Origin of the sequence: Halalkaliarchaeum sp. AArc-GB, assembly GCF_031432225.1 — an archaeon.
Taxonomy (GTDB): Archaea; Halobacteriota; Halobacteria; order Halobacteriales; family Haloferacaceae; genus Halalkaliarchaeum.
In genome coordinates this window covers 398,558-416,526 of record NZ_JAVKGM010000001.1, presented here as the reverse complement: position 1 = coordinate 416,526, position 17,969 = coordinate 398,558, and the positions used below count along the sequence as shown (strand labels likewise).

Here is a 17,969-nt window from a genome sequence, read left to right as displayed (position 1 = left end):
TCGGGAAGTTCAAGCGGCCGGAGAGTTCCACTCGAAGTATGAGAACCGTCCGGATCATCGGGGCGCCGACGGACTTCGGCGCAAACCGACGCGGCGTCGACATGGGACCGTCCGCCATCCGCTATGCCGGACTGGCCGAGGAGCTCGAGTCGGCAGGCAGTGACCCTCGGGACGGTGGCGACCTCTTCGTTCCCCGTGCAGAAGAGCGGGATCCGGACGCAGACGAACCCCCGGGCGGTCGCGCGAAGTTCCTCCGGGAGACGGCTGCGGTCTCCAGACAGCTGGGAAACGAGGTTGCACTCGCACTCTCCAACGGGGAGACGCCGCTCGTGCTCGGTGGCGACCACAGCGTCGCCATCGGATCGCTTTCGGGGACCGCACGCGAGGCGAACGTCGGCGCCGTCTGGTTTGACGCCCACGCCGACCTGAACACCCCGTCGACCTCGCCGTCGGGCAACGTCCACGGGATGCCGCTCGCGGCGGCGCTGGGGATCGACGAGTTCGCCGACACGGAGTGGGCGAACGCGCCGCGGCTCTCCCCCGAGAACATCGCCCTCGTCGGGCTCCGCAGCGTCGATCCCGCAGAGCAGGAACTGCTCCGCGAGCGCGGGTTCGCCGCCTACACGATGTCGGACATCGACGAGCACGGTATCACCGAAGTCGTCGAGGAGGCGCTGTCGATCGCGACCGACGGGGTCGACGGGCTCCACGTCAGCCTCGATCTCGACTGGCTGGATCCGAACGTCGCCCCCGGGGTCGGCACGCCCGTCCGGGGCGGGGTTACCTACCGGGAGGCTCACTCCGCGATGGAGATCGTCGCCGACACCGGGACGCTCCGATCGATGGAACTCGTCGAGGTGAATCCGACGCTCGACCAGCACAACGAAACCGCCGAACTGGCGACCGAACTCGCCGCCAGCGCGTTCGGGAAACGCGTGTTGTAATCCGGCTCCCCGGTGTGATCCTAACTCGTTTGGATCGGCGTCTAAACGCGGTGGGAGACAATTTCCTCGCGTGCGATCCGAACGGCTACACTCGAGTGGAACGTCTCGAACGCGACAGGTGAGGGGGCCGTGCCGACTGGGCTGAAGCGGGACCTCGGACTCCCGGCGACGACTGCGATCGCAATCGGGGCCATGGTCGGCTCCGGTATCTTCATACTTCCCGGCGTCGCCTTCGTCACGGTCGACGGTGGGCATCCCTCGGTCGTGATGGCGTTTCTCGTTTCAGGGGTGCTCGTACTGCCGGCGGCGCTCTCGGCCGCCGAGATGGCCACTGCGATGCCCGAGGACGGCGGCTCGTACGTGTACGTCGAACGCGGGATGGGACCGTTACTCGGGACGATCGCGGGCCTTGGAAACTGGTTCATGCTCTCGTTTAAAGGGGCGCTCGCGTTGATCGGCGGGATGCCGTATCTGGTGTTTCTGTTCCCCCGGCTCCGGGAGGTACAGGTTCCGGTGTTCGGCGATCCGATCGTTCCCTTCGCCCTGGTTCTCGCAGTCGGGTTCGTCGTGCTCAACGCGGTCAGTACGTCCAGCACAGGCCGGTTACAGTTCCTCATCGTCGGTCTCATGCTGGTTGTGATGGCGTGGTTCGTCGCCGGTGGATTCGGTGAGGTCCAGAGCGCACAGATCGACGGCGCCTTCGCGGTCGGCGAGTCCGGATTTCTCGCGGCAACCGCCCTCGTGTTCATCTCGTATGCCGGCGTGATCAAAATCGCCGCCGTCGCCGAGGAGGTGAAAGACCCCGGGAGAGTGATTCCTCGGGCGATGGTCGGCTCGCTCGTACTCACTACTGTCATCTACGTTGCGACCGTGTACGTCGCCATCGGGGTCGTCGACGTGGCGGAACTGTCCGCTGCGGAAGCGGCCGACGTCGAGGCGTACGCGAACGGGTTGCTCACCGAGGAGGGCGAAGGCCCGATCATGGCGATCGCTGCACGGGAGACGCTCGGCAGCGTCGGCGTGGTCGGGGTAACGATCGCCGCCCTGTTGGCGCTCGCGTCGACGGCCAATGCGGGGCTGTTGTCGGGCTCGCGGTTCCCGTTCGCGATGGCCCGGGACGACCTCGCGCCAGCAGCGTTCGAACGCGTCAGCGACCGGTTTCACACCCCCGTTCTCGCCGTCGGCGTGACCGGCGGGATGATCCTGTTTATGGTGGCGTTCCTCCCGATATCTGAGGTCGCCAAGTTCGGCAGCGCGTTCCAGATCCTCGTTTTCGTCCTCGTCAATCTCGCGCTCGTCGGCTTCCGCGAAGGGGCGATCGAGGAGTACGATCCCGAATTCACGTCGCCGCTATACCCCTGGATGCAGGTGTTCGGCATGGTCAGTGGTATCGTGGTTTTGACGCAGGTCGGAACGGTTCCGCTCGTCGGTGCTGCGGTCATCGTGGCGGTGGGTGTCGCGTACTACTTTCTGTATGCGCGGGGGACGATCGACCGCGAAGGGGCCGTCAGGGCGGGTGTACGGGAGAGTCTCGGTGTCTCCGCGGTCGATCGGACCCGCAGGCTGTTTCAAAACGACGCCGAGTACGACGTCCTGGTTGCGATCACCGACCGGACGCCCGAAGACACACAGCGGAACATGCTCCGGATCTCGGCGGATCTGGGACGGTTGCGGACGACGGTAGTCTCCCTCGTGAAGTTCTTCGACGTTCCACGTCGGGTATTTGACGAGGATCATCCGGAGGTTCACGCTGCCGACGTTCCCGACTGGTTCCCGACTGACTCGGGGGACACGGCGGAATGGTTCCCGGAGAACGGCACTGTCCGACCGGCAACTCGACCGTCCGGTGGACAATCCGGAACCGTTCGCGGATCCGCTGGGAGGAACGGACCGACGATCGAGTACCGGGAGATCGACAGCAGGGATCACGAGCGTGCCATGATCGACGTGGCGGCGTACGGAAGGTACGACCTGCTGGTCGTGGAACGCCGCCGGGAGGAGTTGCATCGTCGGCTCTTCGGCAGCGAGACGGACGAGATCCTCGCGAACGCGCCGTGTGACGTGTTGCTCGTCGAAGATCGGGGGTTCGACGGGATCGACGAGGTTGCCGTGGTGACGACTCGTGGACCGTACGACCCGTTGAAACTCCTCATCGCGGACGCGATCGGCGAGGAAACCGGCGCTGAGATCAACCTCCTTCAGGCGATTCCGGAGAACCCGCCGGAGACGCAGCGCCGAACTGTGGCGAACTACCACGACGAATTGATCTCCCTGTGTACCGTTCCTACGCGATCGACGGTCGTCGAAAGCGAGGACGGGATTTCCGGGCTCGTTCGGTTCGTCGGGACCGCGGATCTGCTGGTGACCGGCGTCGACCGCGGCGGCTTTCGTGGGCGGGTTCTCGGCCGGCCGGGAGATCTGCTGGTCGATTCGGTCGACTGCACAGCGGTAATGGTCCAGACCCACGAGGACACCGACACCAGAGGTCCTGTCGGTCGGTTCCTGATGGATTACCTGTTCGATTGATCCGTGTCCGGTTCTTCACCGTCCCCGTCGGTGGTCGTCTCATCCTCATCGGTGGCTGGCGCCTCCTCCAGCCGCTGGGCCGGGACGACCTCCATGCAGGCAACTGCATCGCCCGGCTCGACTTCCATGACAGTCACGCCCATCGTGTTTCGACCGACGATCGAGAGGTCCTCCACCCGGGTGCGCATGATCTGCCCACCGCGGCTCATCGTCACCAGGTGATCTCCCGGGCCGACCGTCGCGATCCCGACGACTTCGCCGTTGCGTTCGTTCGTCTTGATGTCGATCAGGCCCTTGCCGTTGCGCGACTGCACGCGGTAGGCGCCGACGTCGCTCCGCTTGCCGTAGCCGTTTTCCGTCACTGTCAGTACCCAGCTGTGTCTGTCGGGATCTACCGCCGCAATCCCGGCAACCCGATCGTCGCCCTCCAGCCGGATCCCGCGCACGCCCCGGGCGCTGCGACCCATCGGACGAACTTCCTCCTCGTCGAACCTGATCGACATCCCTCCGCGGGTGCCGATCACGAGGTCGGTCTCGTCGTCGGTCACCTCGACGTCGATCAGTTCGTCGCCCTCCTCGAGCCGTATCGCGCGGATCCCCGTCGAGAGGATGTGCCCGAACTCGCTCGCGCAGGTCCGTTTCACGTAGCCGTCCCGGGTCACCATCGTCAGGTACTGCTCGTCGGAGAGCGCTTCTGTGTTCACCACCGCAGTGATCTCCTCGCCGTCCTCGAGGTCCAGCAGGTTCACTGCCGACTTGCCCCGGGCGGTTCTCGACATCTCCGGTATCTGGTAGGTCTTGAGCTCGTAGATCTGGCCGTGTGTCGTAAACACCAACAGGAGATCGTGAGTGTTCGCGACGAACACCGAGGAGACGCTGTCGCCTTCCTTCAGTTCCGTGCCGATGATCCCCTTTCCACCGCGGTTTTGCGCCCGGAAGGTGGAAAGCGACATCCGCTTTATATAGTCGTCCTCCGACATCGTGACGACCATCTCGGCTTCCGGGATGAGGTCCTCGTGGGTGACGGTGCCGTCGTCCTCGACGAAGGTGGTGCGGCGCTCGTCGTCGTATTCTGCCTTGATCTCCCGGAGCTCGTCCTCGATAACCCCGAGTAGTTCGGACTCGTTTTCGAGAATCTCGTTCAGGCGTTCGATCCGGGCCTGGATGTCCTCGTACTCTCGTTCGATCTCTTCGGACTCCATCGAGGTGAGCGAGCCGAGCTGCATCGCGACGATGTGCTCGACCTGGGGCTGGGAGAAGCCGTACTCCTCTCGCAGCGCCGACTTGGCCGCGTCGCGATCCGATGCGTTCCGAATGAGCTCGACGACGTCGTCGACGTTCTCGAGTGCCCGCAGCCGCCCTTCGAGGATGTGTGCACGGTCCTGGGCTTCCTCGAGTTCGTGTTGCGAGCGCCGCCGGACCACCTCCCTGCGGTGATCGAGATACTCCGCGAGCGTCTCCTTGAGCGTCAGCACCCGCGGCGCGCCGTCGACCAGCGCGAGGTTGATCACGCCGAACGTGCGCTCGAGATGGTTGTCGAGCAGCTGGTTTTTCACCACGTCCGGCATCGCGCTCTGCTTGAGTTCGATCACGATCCGGATACCGTCCCGATCCGACTCGTCGCGGAGATCCCGGATCCCAGGGATCGTCCCCTCGTTTACGTCGTCGGCGATCCGTTCGACCAGCCGGGACTTGTTCTGCTGGAAGGGGAGTTCCGTGATGACGATCCGTCCCTTTTCCTCGTCGACCTCGAACTCGGCGCGCACCCGGATCTTCCCGCGGCCGGTCTTGTACGCCTTGTAAACCCCATTGCGGCCGACGATGTTCGCCCCGGTCGGGAAGTCCGGTCCCGGAACGTGTTCCATCAGGTCCTCGACCGTACAGTCGGGGTTGTCGATCAGGTGGATCGTCGCGTCGATCACCTCGCCGAGGTTGTGCGGCGGAACGTTCGTCGACATCCCCACGGCGATGCCCGACGAGCCGTTGACCAGCAGGTTCGGGAACGCCGCCGGCAGCACTTCGGGCTCCTCGAGCCGGTCGTCGTAGTTCGGAGCGAAGTCGACGGTGTCCCTGTCGATATCCGCGAGCAGTTCCTCGGCGATCGGGGCCATCCGGGCCTCGGTGTACCGCATCGCCGCCGGCGGATCCCCGTCGACCGAGCCGAAGTTCCCCTGACCGTCCACCAGCGGATACCGCATCGAGAAGTCCTGGGCCATCCGGGCGAGCGTGTCGTAGATCGCGGTGTCGCCGTGCGGGTGGTAATCACCCATCGTTTCGCCGACGACCGAAGAGGACTTCCGGTGGCTCGCCCGGCTGGTCACGCCCGCCTCGTGCATCGCATACAGGATGCGCCGGTGGACGGGCTTGAGACCGTCGCGGACGTCCGGCAGCGCCCGGCCCGCGATCACCGACATCGCGTAATCGATGTAGGACTGCTCCATCTCGTCTTCGATGCGGGCGACCTGTACCTCTGCGGCGTGATCGTCGTCGGGATCGGGTATCTCTGAACTCATCAGATGTCCACCCACTCTGCGTCCTTCGCGTGTTCCTTGATGAACTGTTTTCGCGGTTCGACGGCGTCACCCATCAGCACGCTGAACGTGCGATCGGCGGCCGCCGCGTCCTCGATCGCGATCCGTTTCAGGATGCGGTTTTCCGGGTCCATCGTCGTTTCCCACAGCTGGTCGGGGTTCATTTCCCCGAGTCCCTTGAACCGCTGCACCTGGTCGGGAGCGCCGCCACACTCCTCTTCGACGATCCGGTCGCGCTCGGCTTCGGTCATCGCGTCGTAGGTGTCCCCGCCCTTCCGGATCCGGTACAGCGGGGGCTGGGCCGCGTACACGTATCCGGCCTCGAGCAGCGGCTTCATGTGCCGGTAGAGGAACGTCAAAAGCAGCGTCCGGATGTGGGCGCCGTCGACGTCGGCGTCGACCAAAAGGATGATCTTCTCGTAGCGGGCCTCCTCGATGTCGAACTCCTCGCCGATTCCCGTGCCGATCGCGGTGATCAGCGCTCGGATCTCGTCGTTCTCGAGGATCCGATCGAGGCGGTGCTTTTCGACGTTGAGAATCTTCCCTTTGAGTGGCAAAATCGCCTGGAAGCGCCTGTCTCTGCCCTGTTTGGCGCTTCCTCCGGCGCTGTCTCCCTCCACCACGAACAGCTCCGCTTCGCCCGGGTCGCGAGTCTGACAGTCCGCGAGCTTCCCCGGCAGCGCCGTCGTCTCCAGGGCCGACTTCCGGCGCGTGAGCTCTTCGGCCTTCTTTGCGGCCTGCCGTGCCCGGGCAGCCTCTGCTGCCTTCGAGACCACCGCGCGAGCGATGTCGGGATTCTCCTCGAAATACGTGCTCAGATGTTCGTGCATCGCCGACTCAACGATCCCACGGACCTCGCTGTTTCCGAGTTTCGTCTTCGTTTGCCCCTCGAACTGCGGGTCGGGATGTTTCACCGAGATGATCGCCGTGAGCCCCTCGCGGACGTCCTCGCCCTTGAGGTTACCGTCGATGTCGCCGATGAGGTCGTGTTCGTTCGCGTAGTCGTTCACGACGCGCGTGAGCGCCGTCTTGAACCCGGTGAGGTGGGTCCCACCTTCCCTGGTGTTGATGTTGTTCGCGAACGCGTGTAGCGACCCCTGCAACTCCTCTGTCGCCTGCATCGCCACCTCGACGTGGACGCCCTGCTCCTCCTCACTGAAGAAGATCACTTCCTCGTGGAGCGGCGACCGCGTCTCGTTGAGATAGCGGACGAACTCCCTGATTCCGCCCTCGTATTCGAATATCTGTCTCTCGTCGGTTTCCTCCTCGGCGAGCGTGATCTCGACGCCCGGGTTCAGGAAGGCGAGTTCCCGGAGGCGAGAGGAGAGCGTGTCGAAAGAGAAGTCGACGGTTTCGAATATCTCGTCGTCGGGCCAAAAGCGGATGTACGTCCCGGTCTCCTCGTCGTCCTCCAGCGGGCGAACCCGTTCGAAGGCGCCCTCGACGGGTTCGCCGTGGTCGAACCGGTGGCGCCACAGGTAGCCGTCGCGTTTCACTTCCGCCTCGAGCCGTTGAGAAAGCGCGTTGACGACGGAAACGCCGACCCCGTGGAGCCCTCCGGACACCTGGTAGGATTTGCTATCGAACTTTCCGCCGGCGTGCAGCACCGTCATGATTACTTCCAGCGCCGGCCTGTCGTACTCCTCGTGTGGATCGACCGGGATCCCCCGCCCGTCGTCGCTGACACTTACGGAGTTGTCCTCGTGTATCGTCACCTCGATGGTGTCACAGTACCCCGCGAGCGCCTCGTCGATGGCGTTGTCGACAACCTCGTAGACGAGATGGTGGAGCCCACGGCCGTCCGTGGACCCGACGTACATCGCCGGGCGTTTTCGTACGGCCTGGAGACCCTCGAGGACCTGGATCTGCCCGGCCCCGTACTCAGTATCCTCTGACATAGAACTATGTACGGCTTTACTCGGCATCCGACTTAAAGGCCTCGCACGCGCGCGTAAGAAAAAGAAAGAAGTCGAATTATATCGGGTGAAAATTCCAGTAATAAACGCCCGATCAGGCGGCCGCCGCTTCGCCGGTCTCGAGCGTGCCGTTCGCCTCGAGCGCCTCGATCAACAGCTCGGCGACGTCGACGACCTCGATCTCGTCCTCGAAGCCGCCGGTCTTGCGGCCGTCCTCGTACATGGTGGTACACATCGGGCAGGCGACGACGAACTTTTCGACGGCGTCGCCCGCCGCGGTGTCCTCGAGCGCCTCACGGAGCCGCTCCTCGCTGGGCTTCGTCTCCTCGTCGATGTCGAGCCAGAGGCCGCCCCCGCCCCCGCCACAGCAGTAGGAGTCGTTCCGGTTGCGCGGCATCTCGTGGAGGTCGGCGCCGGTCGCACGGATGAGTTCGCGGGGCGCCTCGTACTCGTCGTTCATCCGGCCGAGGTGGCACGGATCGTGATAGGTGACGGTGTAGTCCAGTTCGGCCCCCGAGAGGTCGAGTCGGCCGTCGGCGACGAGCTCTTCGGCCACCTGCGTCCAGTGGAGCACGTCGACGGCGCCGTCTGCGTTCCACTGTTCGTCGTACTCGAAGGGCATCACCGGGTCGTCGGCGAAGGCGGCGAAGTCGACCTCGGGATACTCGTTTTTCATCGTGTTGTACGCGTGGGGGTCGGTACAGACGATCTTCTCGAAGTCACACTCCTCGAACGTCTCGACGTGATGGCCCGCGAGTTCGAGGTAGAGGAACTCCTCGCCCACCCGGCGGATGTCGTTACCGTCGAACTTCTCGTCGTCGAACAGGATGCCAAATTCCACGTCGGCGGCCTCGAAGATCCGGGCCAGCGCCCGGGCGACCTTCTTGTTCCGGTCGTCGAAGCTCGGGTAGTCGCCGACGTACCAGAGGTACTCGACGGATTCCTCGCGGGCGTCCTCGAGGTCGAACTCCAGTTCGTCGGCCCAGTCGGCACGCGCGCTCTGCTGGTTGCCGAACGTGTTGCCCCGCTGCATCACGTTGCCGAACACGTCCTGCATGCTCGGGTCGACCATTCCCTCGTCGGTGATCTGCCGGTTCATCCGCGTGAACGACGAGAGGTGCTCGATCTCGACGGGACAGGCGTCCATACACGCCATACACGCCATACACGACTCCATCGTCTCCGGCTGAATGACGCCGCCGTCGGCGACGATCGGCACCTCCTCGCCGCCGTTGTCGCCGTCGAGTGACTCTCGATACGTTTTCAGATCGAGGATAACATCGCGGGGATCGAGCGGCCGCCCGGAGGCGTTCGCCGGACACACCGACGAACACCGGCCACATTTCGTACACGCGTCCTGATCGAGCAGCTCCTTCCAGGTGAAGTCGTCGATCGATTCGGCGTTGGTCTCCTCGAGGTCGGCCGGCACGTTCGGCAGGCGCGCGCCAGCCTTCTCGTCTTTGGCGACGACGTTCGCGAACGACGACAGGATGTGCAGCGGTTTGCCGTACGGGATCCACGCGATGAACGCCAGCGCCACGATCGCGTGGGTCCACCAGGTCCACCAGTAGGCGGTCGCCGCCATCTCGGGAGTGACCCCCGCGGCGATCATCGCCTGTGCCATCCCGTAGCCGACGAAGCTGACGAGCTCGTTTGCGCGCTGGGGCTGGCCGATGATCGAAAGCGCCTGCGCGAGGAAGCCGCCCACGCCCAGGAAGAACAGCGACCACACCAGGAAGTCGTCGTCGAGATCCGTGTGTTTTCCCCATACGCGGCCGTCACGGTTCCTGTAGCGCCGCCAGATGGCCATCCCCAGCCCGACGACGAACAGCAGACCGAACAGGTCGACGACGAACTGATACGAGAGGTAGAAGTCGCCGACCCAGAAGGACTCCCCGAGAAGCAGCTGCCAGGCGTACTCGTCGAACGCCAATATCGACGTCGCGATGAGCAGTACCAAGAACCCCCACAGGATGAACGTGTGCATTATCCCGGCGTAGACGTCCCGGTCGAACAGTTTCTCGTTCGATCCGACGATCTTCGCCGCGTCCATCACGCGCGCCCCGAGGTCATCGAGTCGGGGAATCGGATCCTCCGATCCTTTCGTGTATCGGGTGACTCGCTCGTAGGCGCCGTACAGGAAGACCAGGATCGCGACCGCGGCGAGGAAGTAAAAGATCGCCTTGCCGGTCGGACTGATCGTCCAGTACGTCTCGCGGGTCGCCGCCTGTAGAACTGTCATATATTCTCACGTGGCCACGCACAGGTTAAATCTTGCCAAGAGCTTGTTCACCCGTTTAAGTAACTCCGCTCGGTTCGGCCGGTTAACGCAGTATTTTGTCCGTCAAAACGAGCAGAATCGTCACGACGGATCCCAGCGTCACCAGGTAATCGACCGGCGAGAACGACAGCGGCGGAAGCGTCGGGTTCCAGGAGAAACACCGCGCCCGGAGTGCGAGTGCAAGCCGATCCGCCCTCGCAAGCGCTCGTGAGACGCCACCGACGGCGAGCAGCCCGATCCGGTCCCGGAGCGATCGGTTCTCGCCGAGGCGCGCGCGCATTGCCCGGCGCACGGCCAGCAGCTCCCGGCGCAACGGCGGCAGGGACCGGGCCGTAACGGCGACGCCGACCCCGAGCAACTGTCCCGGGCGGCCGGGGACGGTCCGCTGGATCGCCGCCCGCGACTCCCGGATCGACGTCGACCGGACGTACGCCGCGCTCACGAGCAACACGAGCAGGACCCGGTAGGACGCCAGGCCGGTGACAGCGGCGTCGCCCGGCGAGAACCACGGCGGGCCGACGGTGACGCCGGCGATGATCGGTGCCAGTACGAGAAACGGGAGTGCGAACCGGAAGCCGTACAGCGCGGCGATCGGGCCAGTCCCGGCGAGGAAAAGCGCCGCGAGCGCAACGACCGTCAGAACCGCCAACCCCTCGGGTGTTGTGTAGGCGTACGCGACGGCGACCACCGCGAACTGGACGACGAGTTTCGTCCGGGGGTCGAGCCGGTGTGCGACCGTGTCGTCGGGGCGATACTGGAGCACGCTACTCGCGCCCGTGAATCGGGACGCCGAGTGCAACCAGTCGGTCCTCGACCGCTGGATCGGGGGCCGCGTCCCCGCTCACGTCCGCCTCCAGTGCGATCTCGCCGTCGGCGAGCGCGAGGACACGATCGGCACGTTCGATCACGGTCCCGACGTCGTGGGTCACGACGACGATCCCGGTTCCGTCACCGTGAAGCGTCCGGAGTCGATTGCGGACCGCCTCCCGCGTCGGCGCGTCGAGCCCTGCGAACGGCTCGTCGAGAACGAGGTGTGACGGCTCCATCGCGAGCGCCCCCGCGATCGCGACCCTGGCGCGTTCGCCGCCGGACAGCGAGTCGATCCGTTCGGCTTCTCGACCCTCCATTCGCACGGCTGCAAGCGCCGACTCTACGCGTTTGCGGATCTCCTTCCGCGAGAGGCCGAGGTTCTCCGGCCCGAACGCCACGTCGTCGCCGACGGTTGCAGCGACGAAACAGTCGCGGGGATCCTGAAACACCATGCCGACGGCCGTCCGGGCGGCCACGGGGTTCGAGCTGACCTCCTGGCCGTCGACACACACCTCCCCTTCGTCGGGCGTGACGAGGCCGTTGAACGTCCGCACGAGGCTCGTCTTCCCGGAGCCGTTCGCCCCGACCAGCGCGAGGAACTCGCCGTCGGGGATCTGGAGGGTAACGTCGTCGACGGCGACGACGTCTCCGTACTGCACCGTGACGTTACGGACCTGGATCATCTTGAATCAGTCCGACACCACGTCGTCGATGGTCGGGCCATCGGTTCACACTGCGGCGAGGCGATCCGAGTGCACGATTCCGACGGCGGCGGCGATCTTCGCGACCTCGAACGGGACGAAAGCGGCCGCCCCCAGGAGGAACGCCTCGAGGAGAGTGAGTCCGAGGACGGCCGCCATCACGACCGTCCCGACCCCGTAGATGACGGCGACACCGACCACCATCGCGCCGACGAGGAGGCCAACACTTGCCTCCTTCGGGGGGCGCAGTTCGGTTCCGCGGTGGACGATCGCGCCGACGACGGCGGCCGCGATCGGGTACGACCACAGGTATCCGGCGGTCTCCCCGACGAGAACGCCGAGGCCCGCGGTGCCGCCGGCGAACACCGGCGCGCCCAGCGCGCCGGCCGCCAGATACAGCACCATCGAAAACCCGCCCCACGCCGGTCCCAGCAGGATCCCGGCGAGGAACACCCCGAGCACCTGCAGGGTCACCGGAGCCGGCGAGAACGGCGTCGGGATCGCCACGTACGCGAACGCGCCGACCAGCGCGGCGAACAGCCCGGCCCTGGCGAGGTTCGTGACGGTTCCTTCCTCGACGAGTTCGACCGATTCGGCCCTCGTTGCCATGGATGGCCGTTTTTCGGGACGCGCTTGAACCCTGTGGTTCGAACAGCAACCTTTTATATGCTCGACACGTTCCTTCCCAGCCATGGACGAAAAGACCGAGGAGTTACGGGAGATCTTCATCGACGCCACCGGCTCCGAATCGGTGACGGAGGGCCAGGTGGAGTCGCCCGGATCGCTGACCGACGGGGACGAGGGGGCAGTCCTCGATCGGGTGGCGGAACTCGTCGGGACGATGCGGGAACGATACGAGTTCGACTCCTCGTTGTGCGACCGGGAGCTCGTCGACGTCGTTCGGTGTCACTTCGACGGCGCCGACGACGACGCCATCGCCGACCACCTCGGCGTGGATCGGGAGGGGGTGTTCCGTGCCCGGATGGATCTTCATCTGGTCGCCGACGGGGACCGGGACGCGCCGTTCGAACTGGAGACGCTCAAGCGGCTCCACGCCGACGGGGTCTCGATGGCGGAACGCGTCGAGACGCTGGACGCCGACGAGGAAACGGTGCGGCGATATTCGGCGGTCGTCGACGCCGAACTGGAATCCACCCGGGCGAACGACCGCTTCCGCGACGAGTTCCGGGAGCTTTTGACCGACGCGGACATCGAGGGACCGCTCGCCCAGGACGCCCACGAGGACGGCCTGGAGGAGGCGACCGAAGACATCGAGACCGACGTTTCCTTTTGAACCGGCAGTACATTTACTGTGCCAGCATTCGAACGAGTCGCCGGCAGCTATGGCCCTCCACAGACGACGCGTCCTCGCTGCGACGGGAGCCGCGGGCGCCGGCATCCTCGGCCTCGGCTACTGGCAACGGCGCCGGATCCGACGATACCCGTCGGTGCTCGACCTCCGTGAGGTCACCGGAAGCGAGGTTCCACGGATCGAAGACGACCAGATCATCACCTCGACGCTGCTCGATGCGTCGTACGACCGGGCAGTCGAGCGGTTCGAGGAGATAGAACCCCGTCTCGACCCGCCGTACGATCGGTACTCCGAGGAATTCATCGAGAACCTTCGGGCGCGATTGAGTGACAGGGCGCCCGAAACTGTGACTATCTGGTCCCGCGGCGTCCCCGCGATGCACTACGCCCGTCGGCAGGCGCTTTTCACGTACCGACGGGTCCGGTCGCGTCTGGTGGGGATACTCGCACACGAAGCCCCCGACGAACTGCCCTTCGAGCCGTTCGCCGAGCGTGCGTCGGCCCTGGAAGAACGGATCGAATCCGTCTCGGTTCCCTACCGGGGGGCGAGCTTCGGGGAGGCGATCGTTGCCGGTTCGACGATCGAGTCGGCACTCGGCGAGGCCACCAGCGCGCTCGAGAACGCACGGGAGGAAGACGAACGCAGAGATCGGTGGAGACAGCTCGAACGCGCCACAGCCGCGGTCGAAGACGCCGAGTCCCTCGTCGAAACCCGCTCTGGGGAGAATCATCGTCCGGAGTTTTCGGCGGCCGCCGAACGTCTCGTGGACGAATACGAGCACCACCGCGAGGCGGCCCCCGCTCGCCACGAGGCCCCCGAGATCGACGGGGCAAACTCGACGTTCGCCATGCGGGGGATCGGGGCGTTGCAACGGCCCATGCGCAACCTCGGCGGGACCCCCGAAATCGCGAGTCGCCTGTTCGATGACGGCGATCACGGACGGGCCGCCCACACCCACGTGCTGTTGCTCCCGACAATACCGCTGTACGAGGCGTTTTCCGACGTTCCGAATCCCGTCTGGTGGGAGGAAATCGACTACGAACACGGTGCGGATCCTGACGACCTTCGCGCACGGAAGCGCGCTGCGATCGACACCGTCGAACCGTACCTCGATCGCGACGATCCGCTCGTGGGACATCTCGCTGCCGTCCCGCTCGGCGTCGTGCGGGCAACCGACAGTCGGGTGGAACGCCTGACGGAAGACGCCCACGCGGTCGACGACTCCGAGTGGGCGATGCAACTCGACCTCGCGCTGCTTTTATACGAAAGCGCACGCCGATACGCCGAGGCGATCGACGAGGTGATCGACGTCGTGGACGATCTATAGTCCGGCGTCGGCTGCCGGAAACTCCGTTAGAACACCCCTCAGTGCTCGTCGCCGGGCACGCCGCGCCGTTCGGCGTCGAGTTCGATATCGAGGTCCTCGAGGATCGCTTCGGCCTCCTCGCGTTTCTCCTGGTGATCCGCGAGGAACTCCCGCATGAGTTGTGCGGCCTGTTCCTTGCAGCCGCCACAGAGGCGTTCGCCGCCGACACACTCGTCGTACACCGCGGTGGCAAACTCGTCGTCGTCGCCGGCCAGTAGATAGGCGTACAGTTCGTACACCGGACAGTCGTCGGCCTCGCCGCCGAGCTCGCGCTGTAGTTCTGCGGTCTCCCGGCCGCCTGTGGTCGCCGCCTTCACCTTCTCGTATCCGTCCTCGGGGTCGTCCAGAAGCGAGATGTGACTCGCGGGCACCGAGGAGGACATCTTCCCGCCCGTGAGGCCGGTCATGAACCGGTGATAGATCGACGAGGGGAGCATGAACCCGTACCCACCGTGGTCGATCTCGATCTCGCGGGCCAGCTCCTCGGCAGTTTTTCGGGACAGTTCGAAGCTGTCGACGTGTTCGTCGAAGACGCGCTTTTCGCCGTCCACCGCTTCGATCAGCGCCTCGAAGGCCTCGTCGGTGGCGTTGCGGTCGAGGAACCGAACCCGGGGTCGAAGAGGCTCTTTCCCGGCGGCCCGGAGCTTCCCGACCAGCGACTCTCGAACCGGGGATGGGTCGGCCGACTCTTCGAGCCAGTCGGCGGCGTCTTCACACCGCGGTGGCCCCCCGTCCTCGTGGTCCAGGGAGCCCTCTTCCGACAGCGCCTCGTACGCCCGAGAGAGCAGCTTACGTTCGTCCGAATCGACCTCGAAACTCGCGAACGCCTCGGTGATCCCGAAGTAGCGCAACCGCGCGGCCAGATCGCGGGCGAACCGGACGTGCGGATCCTGATCCGGGCCGACCGGGATCACGGTCGGCTTCGGTTCCTCCAGTTGCGGGTAGAGGATGTCGGCCATCTGGGTGACGACGCTTTGCATGTGTGAGACGCTGGTGTCGCCCTCGAACCCGTAGATCGCCTGAAACTCCGAGAAATTGGCCTTCGAGCCGAGTTCGAAGGCGAGATCCTGGACGTCCTGGTTGTCCGCCTGCCGGTAGAGTTCTCCCTCCTCGGGATCGAAACCCAGCGCGATCAACGACAGCAGGTAGTTGCGAGCGTGTTCGTCGATCTCCTCCCACGGGATCCCCCGCGCGGAGTGGGCCTCCAGATCCGCGATGAGGCCGTAGGTGTCCCCGCCCTGCTCCTGGTGCCAGATCAGCTCGTCGAACACCAGCTTGTGGCCGATGTGTGGATCACCCGTCGGCATGAAGCCCGACAACGCTGCGAACGGCTCGTCGTTCGCCATCGCCCGGGCGACCCGATCGTACTCCCGGTGGCCGAAGATGACGCCCCGGCGCATCAGGTAGTGGGGGTTCGGAACCCCCGACAGAACGTCCTCGAACTCCTCGATGCCGAACTCCTCGAACAGCTTCCGGTAATCGGAGACGGTCGAGGAGCCCCACGGGTCCAGCGCCAGGTCGTCCGCGCCGGCTGCCGTGTCGCTGCCTCCGTCCGTGGCTTCGTTCTCGTCGGTCATGGTTGGGCTCCGGTCATGGCGTGAGTCGAGCTACCGAACGGTACTCGACTGTACTCCCGTCGGTCAACGCAAAAACCATTCGCTTGCGAACGCCGCCCGCCAGCCGGACGTCCAGCGACAGTTCGCGGGGATCGAAGACGTGATCCGGGGACAACACCCGCACGAGCGTTTCCGAGTGTGGGAGTTCCTCGACGGATTCTACGTTCGCGTACGTGCGGAAATCGGCGCCGAATTTGAAGCCAGTCTTCGGAACGATCCCCGCGTCTCTGAGTTGCCGGTACACCCGGAGCCGGCGATCGAACCGCTCGCCTTCGACGGCGCGCCCCCGCTCGACGATCGACGCGAGGGCCGGAACGTCGTCCCCCGAGCTGTCCCCACCGATCACGGACGAAAGCGACAGCACCCCCTCGGCTGCGAGGGAGGCCGCCTCGACCAGCGAAAGCTGGAGCGCGTCCTCGACGGGCCCGGTTCTCCCGGAGAGGGGCTGGCCGTAAAACCCCCGCTCGTACAGTGAGTCGGGGGCGTCCCAGACGACGACCCGATCCTCGAGCAGCACTCCATCGACTGACGCAGGGGGGTCGTGCGTCGTCGATCCGTCCATCGCCGGCGCCCCGGTCTCGAAGTAGGTGAGGTCGCTCTCCTCGTCGACGATCGCGAGTACGCCGGACAGCTCGGCCGCCGGAAGCCGCTCACGCTCGCCGACGACGCGAACGCGGTACGCCACTGATCCGTCCGGCGGTCCCTCACCCCGATCGTAGACGGCGAAGTCCACCCGTCCCGGGGCATCGGGATCGACCGCCCGCTCGCCGGGCCAGCCCTCCCGCACCGGCGAGAGGTAAAACCCGCGCTCCCGGAGGTCCGCATACACCAGAAACCGGAGCGCGAACCGGTCGCCGGCCGCGGCGGCGTCGACGAAGAACTCCTCGAACGTCATCGACCGTCCGTCGACCGTCACTTCGTCGAGATCACCCCGGAACAGCAGGTGTGCCGCCTCGACCCGGGAGAGGGCGATTTCGTTCCCTCCGAGCGGTCGGCCGTAGCCCCTGGCGTCGTAGAAGCGCTGTCGCGCGTCGCCGCCGACGCGGACCTCCTCGCCGCGCAGGGTCCCTTCGATGTGCATACGGGATCCCTGGCCGGCGGCCGCTTATGATCACCGGTTCGATCGGGCACGCCGGCAGAGCGTCGGCGTCGCGATCGGTGGCTCACTCGAGATAGCTGTCGCAGGTGCCGTCGAGACAGCGCCGTCCGGTCGCGGTCTCGAAGACCGGCAGCCCGCAGTCGCACAGGCCGACGACGACGCCGGCGGGGATCGAGAAGGCGGTCTCGCAGTCGGGATAGCCCTCACAGCCGAAGAATGGGCGGCCGTCCGTGACCCGGATCCGGAGATCGCTCCCGCAGTCGGGACAGTCGAACGCGCGATCGTATCGCTCCCGAATTCGGTCGTTGAGCGACTCGCAGGTGTAATCGAGACACACCTCGAACGTCTCGCCCCGGTCCACGCGGATCTGCGGGAGCCCGCAGTCGTCACACTGACGGTCCAGTACGGTCGCCCCTGCCGGCAGCCCGTAGCGTTCCCCGCAGTCGACGCAGGCGACGTCGCCACCTGTTCTCGCGAGCGTTCCCTCACAGTCGGTTGCGACACACTCGCCCACCGGAACTCCCGCCTCCCCGATCGGGATCGTTCGGACGGTTCCCTCGCCGTGCGACTCGACGGTGAGCTTCTGATCGCCGGTCCGAGCAGTGATCGTGAACTCGGCGTCTTCGGTGGCCGTTCCGTCACTGTGATGCTCGACTGCCGCCTCGTCGGGTCGGGTGAGCCACGCCACCGGCTGGTAGCCGTCGGCGTCGTGAACTAGCACGGTGTCGTCCGGTTTGAGCAGCACGACCACGTAGCCGTGCTGGATTCGCGATCGGGTCCCCTCGAACGTCGTCGTACACTCCCCCGCGAACAGCCTGAGTTCGCTGGACATGGCACGGTGTCGTCGCGTCTTCGGATTTCAACGCT

13 protein-coding genes are annotated in these 17,969 nt (G+C 65.5%); 4 read left to right on the top strand and 9 right to left on the bottom strand.

What is annotated here, in order from left to right; all coding sequences use genetic code 11:
* Window positions 1-38 precede the first annotated feature (38 nt).
* Window positions 39-944: an arginase gene (gene rocF / locus RH858_RS02175; protein ID WP_259533612.1), complete on the top strand. Its 906-nt coding sequence runs from the start codon at window positions 39-41 to the stop codon at window positions 942-944.
* A gap of 129 nt (window positions 945-1,073) precedes the next feature.
* Window positions 1,074-3,470, top strand: a complete 2,397-nt coding sequence (locus RH858_RS02170; protein ID WP_310561047.1) for an APC family permease — start codon at window positions 1,074-1,076, stop codon at window positions 3,468-3,470.
* Here the strand turns inward: RH858_RS02170 and gyrA are convergent.
* The 6 genes from gyrA to RH858_RS02140 form a co-directional block, all read right to left on the bottom strand.
* On the bottom strand, window positions 3,455-5,983 hold the full coding sequence (gene gyrA / locus RH858_RS02165) for a DNA gyrase subunit A (protein ID WP_310561046.1): 2,529 nt from the start codon (window positions 5,981-5,983) through the stop codon (window positions 3,455-3,457). The genes RH858_RS02170 and gyrA overlap by 16 nt on opposite strands.
* Window positions 5,983-7,899 (bottom strand): DNA topoisomerase (ATP-hydrolyzing) subunit B, encoded by a 1,917-nt coding sequence (gyrB, locus tag RH858_RS02160; protein WP_310561045.1) that lies wholly within the window; start codon window positions 7,897-7,899, stop codon window positions 5,983-5,985. Before gyrB ends, gyrA begins: the two co-directional genes overlap by 1 nt.
* A gap of 112 nt (window positions 7,900-8,011) precedes the next feature.
* Window positions 8,012-10,159, bottom strand: a complete 2,148-nt coding sequence (locus RH858_RS02155) for a (Fe-S)-binding protein (protein ID WP_310561044.1) — start codon at window positions 10,157-10,159, stop codon at window positions 8,012-8,014.
* 82 nt (window positions 10,160-10,241) lie between these two features.
* The gene (locus RH858_RS02150; RefSeq protein WP_259533607.1) at window positions 10,242-10,961 is read right to left on the bottom strand and encodes an energy-coupling factor transporter transmembrane component T; all 720 of its coding nucleotides are present in this window, start codon (window positions 10,959-10,961) and stop codon (window positions 10,242-10,244) included.
* Window position 10,962: 1 nt separating this feature from the next.
* The gene (locus tag RH858_RS02145) at window positions 10,963-11,691 is read right to left on the bottom strand and encodes an ABC transporter ATP-binding protein (protein WP_259533606.1); all 729 of its coding nucleotides are present in this window, start codon (window positions 11,689-11,691) and stop codon (window positions 10,963-10,965) included.
* 45 nt (window positions 11,692-11,736) lie between these two features.
* The gene (locus tag RH858_RS02140; RefSeq protein ID WP_259533605.1) at window positions 11,737-12,318 is read right to left on the bottom strand and encodes a biotin transporter BioY; all 582 of its coding nucleotides are present in this window, start codon (window positions 12,316-12,318) and stop codon (window positions 11,737-11,739) included.
* 82 nt (window positions 12,319-12,400) lie between these two features.
* Here RH858_RS02140 and RH858_RS02135 point away from each other — a divergent pair, with 82 nt between their 5' ends.
* Window positions 12,401-13,003 carry a conditioned medium-induced protein 4 gene (locus RH858_RS02135; RefSeq protein WP_259533604.1) on the top strand — a complete coding sequence of 201 codons (603 nt, stop codon included), beginning with the start codon at window positions 12,401-12,403 and terminating at the stop codon, window positions 13,001-13,003.
* A 49-nt stretch (window positions 13,004-13,052) separates the two neighbouring features.
* Window positions 13,053-14,348, top strand: coding sequence for a hypothetical protein (locus RH858_RS02130; RefSeq protein ID WP_259533603.1), 1,296 nt, complete (start codon window positions 13,053-13,055; stop codon window positions 14,346-14,348).
* Between the two features lie 38 nt (window positions 14,349-14,386).
* On the opposite strand, the gene RH858_RS02125 is transcribed toward RH858_RS02130, so the two are convergent.
* The 3 genes from RH858_RS02125 to RH858_RS02115 all read right to left on the bottom strand — a co-directional run bounded on the left by RH858_RS02125 (window position 14,387) and on the right by RH858_RS02115 (window position 17,934).
* Window positions 14,387-15,964: a tryptophan--tRNA ligase gene (locus tag RH858_RS02125; RefSeq protein WP_259533602.1), complete on the bottom strand. Its 1,578-nt coding sequence runs from the start codon at window positions 15,962-15,964 to the stop codon at window positions 14,387-14,389.
* 13 nt (window positions 15,965-15,977) lie between these two features.
* Window positions 15,978-17,084: a tRNA-intron lyase gene (gene endA, locus RH858_RS02120; RefSeq protein WP_259533600.1), complete on the bottom strand. Its 1,107-nt coding sequence runs from the start codon at window positions 17,082-17,084 to the stop codon at window positions 15,978-15,980.
* Between the two features lie 82 nt (window positions 17,085-17,166).
* The gene (locus tag RH858_RS02115; RefSeq protein WP_310561043.1) at window positions 17,167-17,934 is read right to left on the bottom strand and encodes a topoisomerase DNA-binding C4 zinc finger domain-containing protein; all 768 of its coding nucleotides are present in this window, start codon (window positions 17,932-17,934) and stop codon (window positions 17,167-17,169) included.
* Window positions 17,935-17,969 lie beyond the last annotated feature (35 nt).

Excerpts from the sequence above, each read along its gene's own strand:
- rocF (WP_259533612.1), top strand. The coding sequence starts at position 39 with ATGAGAACCGTCCGGATCATCGGGGCGCCGACGGACTTCGGCGCAAAC.
- gyrA (WP_310561046.1), bottom strand. The coding sequence starts at position 5,983 with ATGAGTTCAGAGATACCCGATCCCGACGACGATCACGCCGCAGAGGTA.
- gyrB (WP_310561045.1), bottom strand. The coding sequence starts at position 7,899 with ATGTCAGAGGATACTGAGTACGGGGCCGGGCAGATCCAGGTCCTCGAG.
- RH858_RS02155 (WP_310561044.1), bottom strand. The coding sequence starts at position 10,159 with ATGACAGTTCTACAGGCGGCGACCCGCGAGACGTACTGGACGATCAGT.
- RH858_RS02145 (WP_259533606.1), bottom strand. The coding sequence starts at position 11,691 with ATGATCCAGGTCCGTAACGTCACGGTGCAGTACGGAGACGTCGTCGCC.
- RH858_RS02140 (WP_259533605.1), bottom strand. The coding sequence starts at position 12,318 with ATGGCAACGAGGGCCGAATCGGTCGAACTCGTCGAGGAAGGAACCGTC.
- RH858_RS02135 (WP_259533604.1), top strand. The coding sequence starts at position 12,401 with ATGGACGAAAAGACCGAGGAGTTACGGGAGATCTTCATCGACGCCACC.
- RH858_RS02130 (WP_259533603.1), top strand. The coding sequence starts at position 13,053 with ATGGCCCTCCACAGACGACGCGTCCTCGCTGCGACGGGAGCCGCGGGC.
- RH858_RS02125 (WP_259533602.1), bottom strand. The coding sequence starts at position 15,964 with ATGACCGACGAGAACGAAGCCACGGACGGAGGCAGCGACACGGCAGCC.
- endA (WP_259533600.1), bottom strand. The coding sequence starts at position 17,084 with ATGCACATCGAAGGGACCCTGCGCGGCGAGGAGGTCCGCGTCGGCGGC.
- RH858_RS02115 (WP_310561043.1), bottom strand. The coding sequence starts at position 17,934 with ATGTCCAGCGAACTCAGGCTGTTCGCGGGGGAGTGTACGACGACGTTC.